This window comes from Streptomyces sp. NRRL S-340 (assembly GCF_000720185.1).
In the GTDB taxonomy this organism is placed as follows: Bacteria; Actinomycetota; Actinomycetes; order Streptomycetales; family Streptomycetaceae; genus Streptomyces.
In genome coordinates this window covers 29,507-43,202 of record NZ_JOIY01000021.1, presented here as the reverse complement: position 1 = coordinate 43,202, position 13,696 = coordinate 29,507, and the positions used below count along the sequence as shown (strand labels likewise).

General features: G+C 66.1%; 13 protein-coding genes. 10 read left to right on the top strand and 3 right to left on the bottom strand.

All coding sequences use genetic code 11. The features are described from left to right. The first annotated feature begins 8 nt into the window (after window positions 1–8). From IG64_RS18070 to IG64_RS18050, 6 genes are all read left to right on the top strand, one after another. Window positions 9–677, top strand: a complete 669-nt coding sequence (locus IG64_RS18070) for a YdcF family protein (protein ID WP_037857387.1) — start codon at window positions 9–11, stop codon at window positions 675–677. Next, a complete protein-coding gene (locus IG64_RS18065; protein WP_107474287.1) occupies window positions 619–1,407 on the top strand; it encodes a WbqC family protein in 789 nt (262 codons plus the stop codon). Before IG64_RS18070 ends, IG64_RS18065 begins: the two co-directional genes overlap by 59 nt. A gap of 728 nt (window positions 1,408–2,135) precedes the next feature. Continuing rightward, a complete protein-coding gene (locus IG64_RS38910) occupies window positions 2,136–2,342 on the top strand; it encodes a helix-turn-helix domain-containing protein (RefSeq protein ID WP_078884069.1) in 207 nt (68 codons plus the stop codon). A 168-nt stretch (window positions 2,343–2,510) separates the two neighbouring features. Beyond that, entirely contained in the window at window positions 2,511–3,497 is a 987-nt protein-coding gene (locus IG64_RS18060; protein WP_234438538.1) for a tyrosine-type recombinase/integrase, read from the top strand. 187 nt (window positions 3,498–3,684) lie between these two features. Then, on the top strand, window positions 3,685–4,401 hold the full coding sequence (locus tag IG64_RS18055; RefSeq protein WP_037857500.1) for a DUF4839 domain-containing protein: 717 nt from the start codon (window positions 3,685–3,687) through the stop codon (window positions 4,399–4,401). A gap of 126 nt (window positions 4,402–4,527) precedes the next feature. Continuing rightward, on the top strand, window positions 4,528–5,136 hold the full coding sequence (locus IG64_RS18050; protein ID WP_199811614.1) for a hypothetical protein: 609 nt from the start codon (window positions 4,528–4,530) through the stop codon (window positions 5,134–5,136). Between the two features lie 66 nt (window positions 5,137–5,202). On the opposite strand, the gene IG64_RS18045 is transcribed toward IG64_RS18050, so the two are convergent. Continuing rightward, window positions 5,203–6,327, bottom strand: coding sequence for a DUF4062 domain-containing protein (locus IG64_RS18045; protein WP_037857379.1), 1,125 nt, complete (start codon window positions 6,325–6,327; stop codon window positions 5,203–5,205). Window positions 6,328–6,405: 78 nt separating this feature from the next. Between IG64_RS18045 and IG64_RS18040 the strand changes: the two genes are divergently transcribed. The 3 genes from IG64_RS18040 (at window position 6,406) to IG64_RS18030 (ending at window position 9,132) form a co-directional block, all read left to right on the top strand. Then, window positions 6,406–6,858, top strand: a complete 453-nt coding sequence (locus IG64_RS18040) for a hypothetical protein (RefSeq protein ID WP_037857376.1) — start codon at window positions 6,406–6,408, stop codon at window positions 6,856–6,858. A gap of 292 nt (window positions 6,859–7,150) precedes the next feature. Continuing rightward, window positions 7,151–7,681 carry a hypothetical protein gene (locus IG64_RS18035; RefSeq protein ID WP_037857375.1) on the top strand — a complete coding sequence of 177 codons (531 nt, stop codon included), beginning with the start codon at window positions 7,151–7,153 and terminating at the stop codon, window positions 7,679–7,681. Further along, entirely contained in the window at window positions 7,678–9,132 is a 1,455-nt protein-coding gene (locus IG64_RS18030) for a hypothetical protein (RefSeq protein ID WP_037857373.1), read from the top strand. Before IG64_RS18035 ends, IG64_RS18030 begins: the two co-directional genes overlap by 4 nt. 776 nt (window positions 9,133–9,908) lie before the next feature. Here IG64_RS18030 and IG64_RS18025 read toward each other — a convergent pair. Next, window positions 9,909–10,601 carry an SDR family oxidoreductase gene (locus tag IG64_RS18025; protein ID WP_037857370.1) on the bottom strand — a complete coding sequence of 231 codons (693 nt, stop codon included), beginning with the start codon at window positions 10,599–10,601 and terminating at the stop codon, window positions 9,909–9,911. Window positions 10,602–10,716: 115 nt separating this feature from the next. Here IG64_RS18025 and IG64_RS18020 point away from each other — a divergent pair, with 115 nt between their 5' ends. Then, complete coding sequence (locus tag IG64_RS18020) at window positions 10,717–11,277, top strand: TetR/AcrR family transcriptional regulator (RefSeq protein ID WP_037857369.1); 561 nt, start codon at window positions 10,717–10,719, stop codon at window positions 11,275–11,277. 445 nt (window positions 11,278–11,722) lie between these two features. On the opposite strand, the gene IG64_RS18010 is transcribed toward IG64_RS18020, so the two are convergent. Then, window positions 11,723–13,060, bottom strand: coding sequence for a cellulase family glycosylhydrolase (locus IG64_RS18010; protein ID WP_037857365.1), 1,338 nt, complete (start codon window positions 13,058–13,060; stop codon window positions 11,723–11,725). Window positions 13,061–13,696 lie beyond the last annotated feature (636 nt).

Sequence of the window (13,696 nt, the reverse complement as noted above, 5' to 3'; positions counted from 1 at the left end):
ACAAGCGAGTGACCGACAACCAGCCGGCCATCACCGAGGAGCAGATCAGCAAGGCCAAGCTGGTCTGGGACTTCCACCAGATGCATCACGACGTGGGCCCCGTCGACGTCGCGATCGGGCTTGGCAGTCACGACCTCGGCGTGGCCGCCTTCAGCGCCGAGCTGTACCGCGCCGGCCTGTTCCCCACTCTCGTGTTCACTGGCGGCAACAGCCCGACCACAGCCAAGGTATTCCCCCGTGGGGAAGCCGTGCACTTCCGCGAGCACGCCCTCGCCCTTGGTGTGCCGGATGGAGCGATCCTCGTGGAGCCGAACGCCGGCAACACTGGCCAGAACATCACCCTGTCCCGCGAGGTCCTCGCGTCTGCCGGTATCACACCGAAGTCCGTGCTGCTCGTCTCCAAGCCCTACATGGAGCGCCGCTCCTTCGCCACCGCCCGCAAACTCTGGCCCCAGGTCGAGGTGACCTGCGCATCGGAGCCCATGGAGTTCGACGACTACCTCAAGAGCATCGGTGACGAGAAGCTCGTCATCGACATGCTCGTCGGCGACCTCCAGCGTCTTATCGAGTACCCGAAGCTCGGGTTCGCCATCGAGCAGCATGTCCCGGAGGACGTACATGCCGCGTACGAGTCCCTTATCCGCGCCGGATTCACCAGCAGACTCATCGCCTCATGACCTCCCCGCGCCCGGCGGGCTGTGCGCGATCCATCAGCCGAACTTCCTGCCGCGACTGAACACCCTGGCCAAGCTGTTCGCGGCGGACTACTGGATCGTGCTCGACGACGTCCAGTTTGCCCGCCGCGACTACCAGCACCGGGCCCGGCTGGCCAGCATGTCCCACCCAAGCCGACGTCAATGGCTCTCGATCCCTACCCACCTTCCTCATGGTCGGTCGACCCTCATCCGGGATGCTCTTCTGGTCGACCCGGAACGCTCGCGTCGACGAGTCATGCACATGCTCGCGCAGCACTACGGCAGCTCCACTGACTGGCCGCTCTTCCGGCAGGAATTGGAGTCCGTGCTCGACGAGTTCTGGCGAACGGACAAGACTGCTGATGTGGCCCAGGCATCCACGCGGATGCTCCTCGGGCTGATGGGCTGGAAGGGCCGCATCCTGTACAGCAGTCGTTTGCCCGCCCGCTCTGAGCGGTCGCAGCGACTCGCCGACCTCGCAGCGGTCACCCAGGCCCGGAGCTACCTCTGCGGTACCGGCGGTGCACGCTACCTCGGTGTGGTTCCCTTCACCGCCCACGGGATAAGCGTGGTTCCCTTCCGTACGCCTGCATCTGGAGTGTGGGATTGCGGGCACGAGCTAAGCGCCGTGCACCCCCTCATGACCTACGGCGTCCGGGCCGTAACCAAGGAAATGCGTGCCGTTGCCTCCCAGTACCGTTTCTCCGATTGACGCGCAAACTGTTTGCATGAGGTCGGTGGCAAAACGGCCTGCGACGGTCCTACTCATTCGGCTGGGTCGATCTACGGCCGGGCGGTCATTTTGCCCGGGCTGGGGAAAACTGTAGCCAGCAGCGAGAACGCCCCAGACAGGGTCCGCAGCCCGCACCTGCTAAGCGTTCCGGGACTTAAAGGGACTTGCGGCTTTCAGTATTCGCTCACGGCAGACGAGAAAGCACGCCCAAAGGCTGGAACGCCACGCGGGGCTATGTCAATCTACAAGACCTTGAAGGCACGTGGGCGGGTGAATGGCCCACCGGTTACAAGGTGCGGCCGCAAGGGTCGTGTTGTTTAGGGAAGGGGCAGCGGCGCTGCGAACACAGCTAGCGGTCAAAGACCAGGAGAACAGGGGTTAAGACGTGCAGTTGGTGCCGTGAGTGTCAGCCGATGGTCGTCTTCTTGCCTGGCGCGACCGGAACATAGACCACGATCGCCGGTTAGCCAAACCGGCGATCGTGGCGACCATTGAGGGTGTTCGCGGTCGGTTGTGCTTGGCGGTGGAGCCGCACCGAACGCAGGACAGCGCTTGAGCCTGAGAGGAGAACGAAAGCGTCGCTGGCCTGCGACCTTCTGGCATCACCAGTACGCCTCCGCCTGGGGGTGGCAATGCCTCTTCCTGCTCAACAGGCCAGCTGAACCGATGCGTCGGCTTCTTTCACATCCCACTCTCAAGGACTCACCATGCCTGCCCGTCTGATGTCCATTCCCGCTGTCGCCGCCGCCTTGGACGTCGATCGCCGCACTGTCTACCGCTTCATTGCAGCCGGGGAACTTCCGGTCGTCGACCTGCGCACCGGAACGGGCCGCTCGCGCGTCCGTGTCCCCGCATCCGGCTTGGAGGAGTTCATTACCAGCAGATCAGTCCCTTTCCCGCCCGCCCGCCGCTGACCTTGGCTGTCAGCATGGTCCTCACCGTCCCCGGAATAAAGGAGTAGTGCCGCGTACCTGCGCAAGTTGAAGTCCGGCAAGTGGCAGGCGACCGTACGCAACCGGACAGGAGACCGGTTCAGTGAGTCATTCCCTCTCAAGGCTCAGGCGCGAGCTTGGGGCATCGAGATGGAAACCCAGTTCGCCCACGGAAGCATGCGCGACCCGAGGGCCGGCGAAATCGCGTTCCGCGAGTGGCACGACCGTTGGTGGAGCGCCCGCGTGGTCGAGCGCCACACCATGCGAGGCGACGCCTCCTGCATCAAGAACCACGTCATGCCCTACTGGGCGGACTGGGAGATGCGCGCCATCACCCGAATGGACGTTCAGAGCTGGGTCCGCTCCCTGGTCGAGAAGGGCACGGGTGCTGCCGCGATCAAGCGGGCCTACAACCTGACGTCCTCGATCATGCGCGCGGCCGTCGGCGACGACGTGATCACGGTGAGTCCTTGCCGCAGCATCGACCTGCCCAAGATCGCAGTTAAACCGCCGCAGTGGTTCACACTCGATCAGGCGCAGAGCATCCTGGACGAACTGCCGTCCCCCTGGAGGACGATGTGCCTGCTCGGCTTCTACACCGGATTGCGCTGGGGTGAACTTTCCGGCCTTCACCGACACCGCATCGACCAGCGTCGCTCGCGACTGTTCGTGGTGGAGGTCAACACTAAGAGCGGCATCAAGGAGTACCCGAAGAGTTCCAAGAGCCGCCGGGAAGTTCCGCTGCCATCCCATGTCCTGGAGGCACTTGAGCGCCACATCTACGGGCTAGACCGTGACGCGGTGGTGTTTACCACCATCACCAAGGGCAGGGCTGGGCGACTCCTCGATGACGGCAACTGGCGGAGGCAGACCTGGTGGCCGGCTGTAGAAGGCGCCTACTACTTTGACGGCGACGGTGAGCAGCAGCTTGTCCCGCACTACCCACCGCACTCCATGCGCCACACGTGCGCCTCGTGGCTGGTGCAGCAGGGAGTCTCGCTCTACGAGGTCCAGCACCTCCTCGGCCATGAAAGCTTTCAGACCACGCAGCGCTACGCCCACCTGCAGCCGGACGCTCACAAGGCAGTCCTGGGAGCCTGGGAGCGAATGGAAGCCCCGCTCACTGTAGCTGCATGAACGTTCCTCCACCCCTGTCCGTGCAGGACAGGGGTGGAGGCGTTTGAAAAGCAGGCCACTGCCCGGATCGCGGCGTGCTGCAAATGCCGGTGGTGAGCGGGCAGTTCCTGATGCCGGGCTACTCGCGGAGTCCTCTATGCTCGCGCCCAGTTGCAATGACCAGTTCGCTTCAGGGGCGGGGAGCCGCATGGCCAATGAGATCAAGTACGAGTACAAGGTCGTGCAGACGGTTCGGGGCACCGACGGTTTGGTCATCTCGAAGATGCAGAAGGACGGCTGGGAGCTCGTGGAACAGCTCCCAGGCAGACTTCGCACCACCCTCAACTTTCGTCGGCCGAAGAGGCCACTACCGTGGCGTCTGATCGGGGCGGGGGCTGCCGTCCTCGTGGTCTTGGCTGCCATCATCGTCACTGGCGTTGCGCTCGGCGACGGAGACAAGGAGAAGAGCGCCTCACCCAGTTCGACGGCCATCGGTGAGAAGCCTTCCACTACACCCCCTGCAGATGAGCCGACCGACGCTGAGGTGATCACGGCGCAAAACAATCGCGAGTTCGCAGCGCTGTTGAAGGCGGACCCGTGCAGCGAAGCGAACGTGAACTTCGCAACCAAGCACGAGGGGCAGTCGATCGCCTTCGACGGGTCAATCAGGCACATGGCGTCCTATGGGGATGATCAGACCCGCTACGACTTCCTTCTCGGCCCAGGCGACAAGGGACCGCAGACAACGGACGGCCCGAACTTCAAGTACGAGGACGTCAACACCGGCGACCTGCACCTGACTGGCCAGCAAACCCCTGCAACCGTTGCAGTTGGCAACAAGTTCCGCTTCGTTGCGGAGGTGATCGGGTTCAACACGGTTCAATGCGTCTTCCGGCTTGCCCCGGTTTCGACGGAGGCCAGATAGCCGAAATGGGAAGCCTTCCCATCATGGAGGGGACTGCGCGATGGAACGGCACCTCCCTCACTCTATCCGTTCCAGAGTTTTGCACTTTCCAACCAGATTGTCAGTCCGCAGCGCCATCATTGGCCCATGCCCACATCCAGCCCTGCCCGGCGGCTCGCCGACCACGTTCAACATCTACTCGGCAGCGGTCCGTTTCCGCAGCCCGGCGGATGGACCCACATGGGTGCTGTCATCTGCGACGTCAGCTTCCAGCCCCGGTGCAAGTACGAGAGGACTCTCCGACCGAGGCTCCTCGATCTGCAGTTGAGCTGGCCTGATGCAAGAACGGTCCGCGGCTTCCAACACCGGCTCGCCACGGAAGACCTCGCCGTGGCCATGAAGTTCAACCACGCCCAGAAGGTCGCGACGGCCCACTCCATCACCGACCTCCTCGCTGCCCATGGGGTCGATACCCGCGAGGACCTCCGCACGTGGCTACATCATCCGGACAATCGCGCCGCTCTGCGCACGGTGAAGGGGGTGGGGCCGAAGAGCGTCGACTACATCGGCAATCTCGTTGGCCGTTCGCACGTGGCCGTTGATGTACATCTGCGCGCCTTCGCCGTCGATGCTGGCGTTCCGGACCTCCCGTACGACCAGTTGCGCGCTGTCTATGAGGAAGCCGCCGTGCTTCTCGGGCACGACAAGGGCGGACTGGAGCACGCCGTTTGGCGGCATAGGTCGAAGGGCGCGTAGCCACCCAGCGCGCCACGTCAAACCGGAGCAGGCGGCGGCCCGTGCCCGTTTGGTGTCGAGGCGGCTTCAGGCAGCGGAGGGGTGGTGCGCGATCAGTGCTCGCGCGAGATGTTCGGCGACTTCATCGGCTCCGGTCTGCAGGGCCGCCAGGGTGACGGACTCGTCTGGTTCGGTACGCAGGGCGAATGACCTGCCGAAGCCGGCGAGACTGGCTGTGCGCCGTGACTGACGTGGGTCGAAGGTATCGATGCTGGTCATGGCGGGCTCCGACACCCCAGCAGCCACCACGATGCGGTCCTGCCTGATGATGTCCAACGCGCCGCTGAACTTGAGCAGTTCGGCGATCTGCTTGGGCAGGGCATTGGGATCGAGGATCGGCCCCATACTGTCCTGGGGGAGCAGAGCCCGGGTGGAGAGCTGGCCCGTCTTGTACAGGCGGACCTCTACGAGCTGGCCCGGACGGGGCGTTTCCCACGAACGGGGGCGACTGGCCGGGATGGAGATGGCCATATGGCCCTGCGACCGGGAAGAGCTGAGGGGGACATCGTCCGAGACCATACCGGTGAGGCGCATACGGCCCGGCAGCGAGTGGCCGAGCGCCTCCAGTTCCCTTGTCGAGTAACCAGCAGAGTCCAGCGGTAGGACGTGCAACTCCAAAAGGGTGGTCACGCCGGCGGTCTGCAGACCGCCTGTACCCTCCTCGAGCGTCCAGTGCAGGGTGGGTGGCTGGGCCAGCTTGGCGTAGGCCAGGGGGGACGGGCCCGACTCCAGCTCGCGGATCTTCCCGGCGACCTTAGGGAGCAGGTCCGCAGCCGTGCGGAAGCTGTCGCGGAATACGCCGGTGGCGTACGCCTCCACTACGCGTACGAACTCGTGCTGACTGGGCTCGAAGGTCACGTCCAGCTTGCGATAGACGAGGCGGGGCATACCTGCTTGCTGGGCTGCTACCCATTCGTCATGGGTTGCTGACTGCCCTGTCTCGGGGAACACGTGGCCGTAGTTCGGGCCTAGGAGGAAGAGGCACGCGTCGGCGGTCGACAGAGCTTTCAGGCAGGCTTCCCGGCTCGGCGTGGTCTGAGCTGAGAAGTCCTCGAACCGGACCGGCGTGTGACCGAGAGCGCGGACCAGCCCGTCAAGGGCGTCACGCTCCTCCTCCAGACCCTTGCGGGCACTGCTGATGAAGATCCTCACGCTACGGTGTCTCCACTGCTGAGGGTTCTGCTGCGAGGCGAACCGGGTGGCTGGTGCCGGCATTCAACTGGGGGTTTGATGGCCGAGACGTCGGAAGAGGCGATACGCGCATATTGGAAGGAGCACCGCGAACAACTGCGGCAGTGTGAGACCCAGCGCTCCACATTGACGAACCTCCTGCTCATCGTCACGGCAGCCCTGAGCGGTCTGATCGTCCAGCAGAAGTTCACGCTGAACGTCCTGCCTTTGTGCCTCTTCGTCGCGACGACTGGAGTCTACGGGGCTGTGGCCGTGGCCAAGTACTACGAGCGCGCCTCCTACCACCTCACCCAGGCACGAGCGTTGACCCGAGACCTGGCGGCCCGGGGCGTACTGGGGTCCGATGAAGAGCTCGCCCGAGCACGCGGGGCGCACTACCGCGAGTTTCCCCGGCTGCACCGCATTCGGCTTCACCGCCTGTGGGTAGGGCTGCACCTCGCTATAGCCCTGTACGGGCTCTCCCTCCTTCTCGTCTGTGTGATCGTCGCCTGACGACTCAGGGAGAAGGAGCACAACACACGTGCGGCGCTCTGGTGCGGTCATTTGCCGCCTGAGCAAAGGCTGTCGCCCTGCCTGCCTGGATCCTGTGGTCCGCTCCGTTCCTTCGCGGCACCGCCAGGTTGTCTGCACAGCACTCCCCTGCTCTGGATCGTGGACCACCCGCTAGTGCGGCCATCAGCCGCCGCCCCTCCGCGGCGCTTAGACTCTCACCGTGGTTGGAGAGGACGCCCACTTAAAGGGAATCACGGGAGCGAAGAGAGCCAAGCTCTACCTCGAGGGCACGATGCGGATCTGTGGGGCCTTCGCGAACACGGACTCGGACGCCTGGGCGAGGAAACTGACACTCGCCTGGCCGGAGGGCGGACAGACCTTCTCCTTCGACCTGGGCGGGTCGATGCGGGGCGCCCCGTACCATGGCGACCAGTTCTGCGCGGAGGTCAAGCACTATCAGGGGCCGGCGGACCAGGGCACTCACTTCGTCGAGTTCCTCGCCAAGTGCTACGTCGCGCACCAGGAGAAGTACCTCTTCGGTGATCACTACATGTGGATCACCTGGGCCCCCTTCAATGTGAACAGTTGGTCGCAACTACACGAGCCGCAAAGGATCGAGTCCGCTGTCGTCCAACACCGGCAACGCATCTTCGGTGACATCTCCGAGGACGAGGCCAGGAAGAGGATCGACGCGAACGCGGTCCAGAGCGTGTCCGAGCGCGTGTGGCGCATCGTCCTGTCAGAGAAGCAGGAGGGTTTGCTGCCCCTCACCGAGTGGCGGGCCATCCTGGCGCACGAGCTGACCCTAAAGGGGGAGTGGTGAACGCCGTCGCATCGTCGATCGCGGAGGCACTCGAGGCGGACGACCCGTACCGCTCGTTCGCCGAGATCAAACGAGTCCTCGAACAGCACCTTCGGCAGATCAATCCGCAGATCCGGACCAGGCGCACCGGATATTACAACCACACCCACATGCCGGACCTGGTCATGCGATGGCCGCACGACGACGACCTCAGCGACCGATACGTCTACCTGCGCAGCACGACGGACGCGGACGAGCTCGAGTTCGACATCAGGCGCCTTGCTCGCCAGGACCGGCCCATTGTTCTGGCGCTCGGCGCTCTCCGCCCGTCCTTCGATGCCCGCGCCCTGGATTCGCTCGCGATCGACCACCACACCCTGGTCTTGGACTTGGCGGCTTTCGCGGAGCTGACCGCTGGCGAATCGGCCGACGCTGCGTTGAGGCGTCTGATCGCGAACACCGTCATTGAAGGGGGCCAGGGCCTCCTTGACGAGCGCTCCGTGTCCCGGCTGGCCCGTGCCATGACGACCGGCGCGCAGGCAGCCCGCCGCGGTGAGCGTGAGGGGACTGAGGACGCGCTTGCGTTTGCCTCGGACACGCTGTCCCCACCGATCGCGCGCCGCCTGACGGCCTTCTTGGGTACCTTATGGCGCGCTAGTGGTGCACCGGTAGCCGCACTCGAACGCGCTCCCAGGTATCCGCAGCAACTGGACGAGTTGTCCCTCGATTACCTCCTCGAAGGCCAGGAGATCCCTGATGGGAACTTCTGGAGCCGTATCGCCAATGAGATCACTCTGACCGATCTGCTGCGGCACGGCAGGATCACCGCCACCGACAATCTCCAGCACCTCATGCGCGCCGCGCTGAGCACATGGAACGCCCGGGTTTGTGGCGTAGCCCCTTCCTCTGTCGCCGCTCGTCGTGACGCCGCCCCCCTGCACTGGACTACGGGTGAGGGAGTCCTCAGTTTCGACGCGCCCGGCTTCGTTGTCACGCTCGCACAGAAGGTCGAGCACCTGACATCGTCGGCGCCACGAGCGGCGTACGAACTGCCGGCCCTCGACGAGGTCGGCAATCGTCTGCCGCTTCTAGGGCTGAGCCTCAAGGCCATCACACTGGTCAACGGTGGTGGGAAGGTGGCGTACGAAGGAGAGGTGGGCGCCTTGCATGGGGACCGTCTCCGCCGCCTCAGTGAATCTCTGGGACCTGGAACCCTGGTCAAGACACTCGAAGCAGCCCTGCCGCCAAGTGGCCTACCGGTGAGGTACAACTTCTCCACCCGGACCGCCTCGGTAAAACCACCCCGCGGCAGTGTCCCCCTACTGGAGCTCGTGAACACGTCCATTCGACTCTTCACGGATCTATCCCAAGCGGAGGAGGAACGCCTCGTCGAGGTGATCCCGTCGGGCGGCCGCACCCTGCATGCTGGAATCGATCACGACATGCAGGGGACAGAGCCCCCCGCCGACTGACGCGCGGCGCGTCCACAGTGGGCGCACCGACACGACTGCACCGCGTCAGGCTCCGTAGTACCGGGGGAGTGCTGCCGTACTGCGGGTAGCCATGCCACGCCACTTGTCCGTGCCGAACCGGCGTACGGCCGTGACGCTCATTTGACGCTCCGGGCGCCCGCTGGCCCTCATTCGGGACCCGAAAGCCCCTCTGACCTGCTGTTTTTACCTCGTGCATTCGGGGCAACATGTTTCCGATGACGCATCATGTGGAGTGCGTGGCTATTTTGGAGCCTGCGGCGAAGAAACTCTGACCTGCTGTTTCTTGCGATTTCCGAGGATCGTCGGTGCTTCCTCGACCTGTTCTCCATGGCCCACCGTGTGGGGCGTGCTGCAGGTTCCCCGATTCGTGTCTCACCTGCGGGTTCGCTGCGGGGAGCGTGGTCGGGGACGCTCTGCCTCGATTCCGCAAGGGACGGGTTCGGGAATTGTCCTGACGCTCGTCCGGCGCTGTCCCTGACGGAGTGTGAGGTGGCCGTCCTGGATCAGACGGAGCGGGTCAGTCGACTTGGCGGGCCCGGTGAGCAGCGCGTTGGCCTCGACGTTTCATGACGGTCCACCGACTCCGCCGGGCCTCGTCGGGCTCGGCGCAGGCGCCCCAGCCGGTGCAGAAGTTCGCGGTGCCGAGCGCGTACTCGGACACGCGCAGTCCGGTCCGGCGGCCGAACGTCGTGCAGCGTATGGGGTGTCCTTTTCCCGCGGAGTGTGAGGGGGGCGGGCCGAGGGTGGGGTGAGCGTCAGACCGCGTTCGGCCGCGGTGCCGCGGACAGGTTCTGCTTGACGTACCGGCTGACCTCGTCGGCGAGGATCTCGGGCAGACCGGTCTCGATGCCGCGCAGGGTCTGGGCCGCGACGTCGGCGGCGGCGACCTTCTGGTCGGCGGGCACGTCGGCGGCCATGTCGGTGTCCATGTAGCCGACGTGCAGGGCCGAGACGGTGATCCCGCGCGGTGCCAGCTCCTCACGGGTCGCGTCGCTCAGCGCCCAGGCGGCGGCCTTGGACGCGGCGTAGGAGCCGAGTCCTGCCGGGTGCAACCAGGACAGCGCGGACAGGACGTTGAGTACGGCGCCGCCGCCGTTGCCCTCGATCACCGGGGCGAAGGCGCGGGTCGCGGCGAGCGGGCCGAAGAAGTTGGTCTCCATCTCCCGGCGCACCTCGGCCACGTCGCCTCCCATCAGCGTCGCGCCGGTGGAGATGCCCGCGTTGTTGATCAGCAGTGTCGCGTCGGACGCCACGCGGGCGGCCTCTCGTATCGACACCTCGTCCGTGACGTCCAGCCGCAGCGGGATGACGCCCGGCACGTCGACCGTCTCGGGGCGCCGGGCCGCGCCGTACACCTTCGCGCCGCGCTCGACCAGCTGGATGGCCAAGTGCCGCCCCAAGCCCCGGTTGGCGCCGGTGACGACTGCGACCGCCTTCTTCAGTTCCATGTTCGCTCCTGGTTCGTGGCGGGCGAGTCGGCCGCCCGCGACCATTTAGATGATGAACATAATCTAAACACGGGTCTAGGATAGATGCCAGTCGACATCCAAATGGGAGGTGGTCATGGGCCGCGTATCGCAGGCGCAGGCGGAGGAGAACCGCAGGCGGGTGGTGGACACCGCGTCCCGGCTGTTCCGGGAGCGGGGTGTGCAGGTCAGCGTCGCCGACCTGATGAAGGCGGCCGGCCTGACCCACGGCGCCTTCTACAAGCAGTTCGCCTCCAAGGACGCCCTGGTCGACGAGGCCACCGCCTACGCCTTCGCCGAGCTCGCGCAACGCCACGGCGCCGGGCTCGAGCGGCACGACGGGCGGCGCGCTGCCGCCCAGCAGGCGCTGATCGACGCCTACCTCTCCGTCGACCATCGCGACGACCCGGCGGACGGCTGTCCGGTCGCCGCGCTCGCGACAGATGTCGCGCGCGACGGCGGTGGGCGCGAGGCCCGTCGCGTCTACGCCGAGGGAGTGGCCGACTTCGCCGATTTCCTGGCCGGTGACGACCAGGACGGCATCGTCCGTCTCTGCACCCTGTTCGGTGCGCTGGTCCTGTCCCGGGCCACCAAGGGCTCCCCGCTCTCCGAGGAGATCCTCGCCGCCGCGCATGCCGCCTTGACTGAAGCAGGCTGATCACGGCGCGACGCGGGTGCACGCACCTCGACCGCGCTAGTGAGTGACGGGGCAGCCTGGGCGGAGGCGGTGCGAGAGGGGCGCTGGCCCCGGGTGCCGCTGCTTCACCGCGTGCGAGTCGGTTCCGGGCCGTCCCTTGCCGACGCACCGAGAGCGTCCTGGCGGAGCGGTCCTGCTCGCTGCTGCTGCGGCTGGCGCGCGACCTCGACGAGGAGATCGCCCTCTACGGCGAGGAGATCGCCCTCTGCAAGGAGTGGTGGAGAGGCCGGATGATCGCCGGCGCCGTCCTGGTCGACTTCGCGCACGGGCGGGCGCCAGGTGCCGACGTCGTCACCGATCCCGCGCGGCTCCACCGCGCCGGCGCCGAAGGCGGGCCCGTCCTGACGACGTCCGAGGGCCGCGTCCCCCGTGGACGCGGCCCTCATCAGGTATGCCGGGGAGCGTGTCAGCTCCTCGCGCAGGTCGCGCCGTTGAGACTGAAGGCGGCCGGGACGCCGTTGGTGCCGTTGGCCGAGGAGCCGTTGAAGCCGAAGCTGACTGTGCCACCGGCCGGTATCGTCTCCGTCCAGGACTCGTCGCTCACCCGGACCTCACTGCCCTGCTGCACGGCTCTGGCGTTCCACACCGAGTTGAGCCGCTGGCCACCGGGGAAGGCGAAGGCGAGCTGCCAGCTCTTGACGGCGGTCGTGCCGGTGTTGCGGATGGTGACGTCCGCGTTGAACCAGTTGCCCCAGTCGCTCAGCCGGTAGTCGACCGCGCAACTGCCGCCGGGGGAACCGGTGTCGGTGAAGACGGTGGCCTCCTTGGCGGTCTGCCGGATGCCGTTGGGGCCGGTGAAGATCCGCTGCCCCCAGGCGGTGAGCCGGGAGGCGTCGAAGCCCGTCGCCATGTCCAGGTATTCGACGCCGCCGCCGTTGCCGCTCCAGGACCAGCCGAGGTAGCCCACGCCCGACTGCTGGGCGGTGGACATGATGGCGTCCTCGTCCGGGTCGCCGTCCGAGTGCATGTTGCCGAATTCCCCGACGACGATGGGAAGATGCTGCGAGGTGAACCGGGAAAGGTAGCTCTGGACCTTCTCGGCGGTGTTGAACACGCCGTACATGTGGATCGAGAAAACGGTGTTGTGTTCGGGATCGGAGGCGAATACCTCCGGTGCGTGGTCGCGCATGGTGAAGGACCAGTCCTGACCCCAGTTGGGGGCGTCCACCATGAGCATGTGGTGGAATCCGGCGGCGCGCATGCGGGCGATGGCGTTCTCGGTGTCGGAAGTCCAGGCCGAGTAACCAGAATTCCCGTACGGCTCGTTGCCGATGTTCAGGATGACGTACTTTTCCTGACCCTGCACCGCGTCCTTGACGCTCGTCCAGTAGTCGACGGCGCGAGAGAGGGAGACGGCCCCGTCCTGTTCCCCGTAGCCGGTGGTGTCGTGTGCCTCCAGGACGCAGACGAGCCGGTTCTGCCTGCACTGAGCGACGACGGCTGAGACGTCGGCGGTGTCGTTCCTGGTCCAGCGGTCACCGGTGGCGAGGACGACGCGCACGGAGTTCGCGCCCAGCGCCTTGATGTCCTTCAACGCCTGCGTCGTCCTGGTGGGGTACCAGGCGTGGGCGTGGTTCACGCCACGCAGGACGAACTCCTTGCCGTTCGCGTCCAGCAGCCGCCCGTCGGTGACGTGGAACCCCGCCGTGGCTCGGGTGTCCGCCTGAGCCGGGGCCGGTGCGGCCAGTATCGAAGCCGCCAAGGCCAGCAACGCTCCCGCCGCGGTGGCCAGTTTTCTTCTCATTCACTGCTCCCAGGAAGATGGTGCGTGCCGTCGGCGCGACCCGCGCCGGCGCGCACAGCACTGCCGTTCAGCGTGTGACCGGACCACCGGCCCGCGCCGGCCCCGGCGGTGCGCCGGAAGAGCGAAATGCGCGAGCCGATATGGCATTCCGCCGTCCGGAGGGTGGTCAGCGGCTCACCGGTCGGCGGGACGTAAATCGCGAATGGAGACCGTTCACCGACCTCGCCAAGGAAAACGGCGGCTCGGTCGGGCCTCACGATCGGCGACTGGGAGAGAGGCTAGGGCGATCGGTCCGCCCGTTCAACCATGGTGACAAAACCGGTTAAGTTTAGTTCGAGTTCAGTCGTGAGCCCGCTGGGCGTCGGCCTTCTGGTCCCCGGTGGTGGCCCGGAAAACCGTTCCCTCGCCCGACACGGCGACCCTTTCCCCGGCAGGCACATAGGCGGACGCACCCCCGGTGAGCGCGACCTCGCGCTGCGGACCGGTGACACGGATCTCGTCGGCGGTGCAGACCAGGACCTGGGGCCGGGATCCGGGCAGCGCCGGACCGTCCGGCTCGCGCGTGCGCTGTTCCCCGAGCCCAGCACCAGGCGGGAGAGCCGGAAGCCTTCGACGGGGGGGGGGAGTCGGCCGTCA

What these genes read in the sequence shown, in the direction of transcription:
- IG64_RS18065 (WP_107474287.1), top strand. Translation starts at nt 619, where the DNA reads ATGCCGCGTACGAGTCCCTTATCCGCGCCGGATTCACCAGCAGACTCA.
- IG64_RS38910 (WP_078884069.1), top strand. Translation starts at nt 2,136, where the DNA reads ATGCCTGCCCGTCTGATGTCCATTCCCGCTGTCGCCGCCGCCTTGGAC.
- IG64_RS18060 (WP_234438538.1), top strand. Translation starts at nt 2,511, where the DNA reads ATGGAAACCCAGTTCGCCCACGGAAGCATGCGCGACCCGAGGGCCGGC.
- IG64_RS18055 (WP_037857500.1), top strand. Translation starts at nt 3,685, where the DNA reads ATGGCCAATGAGATCAAGTACGAGTACAAGGTCGTGCAGACGGTTCGG.
- IG64_RS18050 (WP_199811614.1), top strand. Translation starts at nt 4,528, where the DNA reads ATGCCCACATCCAGCCCTGCCCGGCGGCTCGCCGACCACGTTCAACAT.
- IG64_RS18040 (WP_037857376.1), top strand. Translation starts at nt 6,406, where the DNA reads ATGGCCGAGACGTCGGAAGAGGCGATACGCGCATATTGGAAGGAGCAC.
- IG64_RS18035 (WP_037857375.1), top strand. Translation starts at nt 7,151, where the DNA reads ATGCGGATCTGTGGGGCCTTCGCGAACACGGACTCGGACGCCTGGGCG.
- IG64_RS18025 (WP_037857370.1), bottom strand. Translation starts at nt 10,601, where the DNA reads ATGGAACTGAAGAAGGCGGTCGCAGTCGTCACCGGCGCCAACCGGGGC.
- IG64_RS18020 (WP_037857369.1), top strand. Translation starts at nt 10,717, where the DNA reads ATGGGCCGCGTATCGCAGGCGCAGGCGGAGGAGAACCGCAGGCGGGTG.
- IG64_RS18010 (WP_037857365.1), bottom strand. Translation starts at nt 13,060, where the DNA reads ATGAGAAGAAAACTGGCCACCGCGGCGGGAGCGTTGCTGGCCTTGGCG.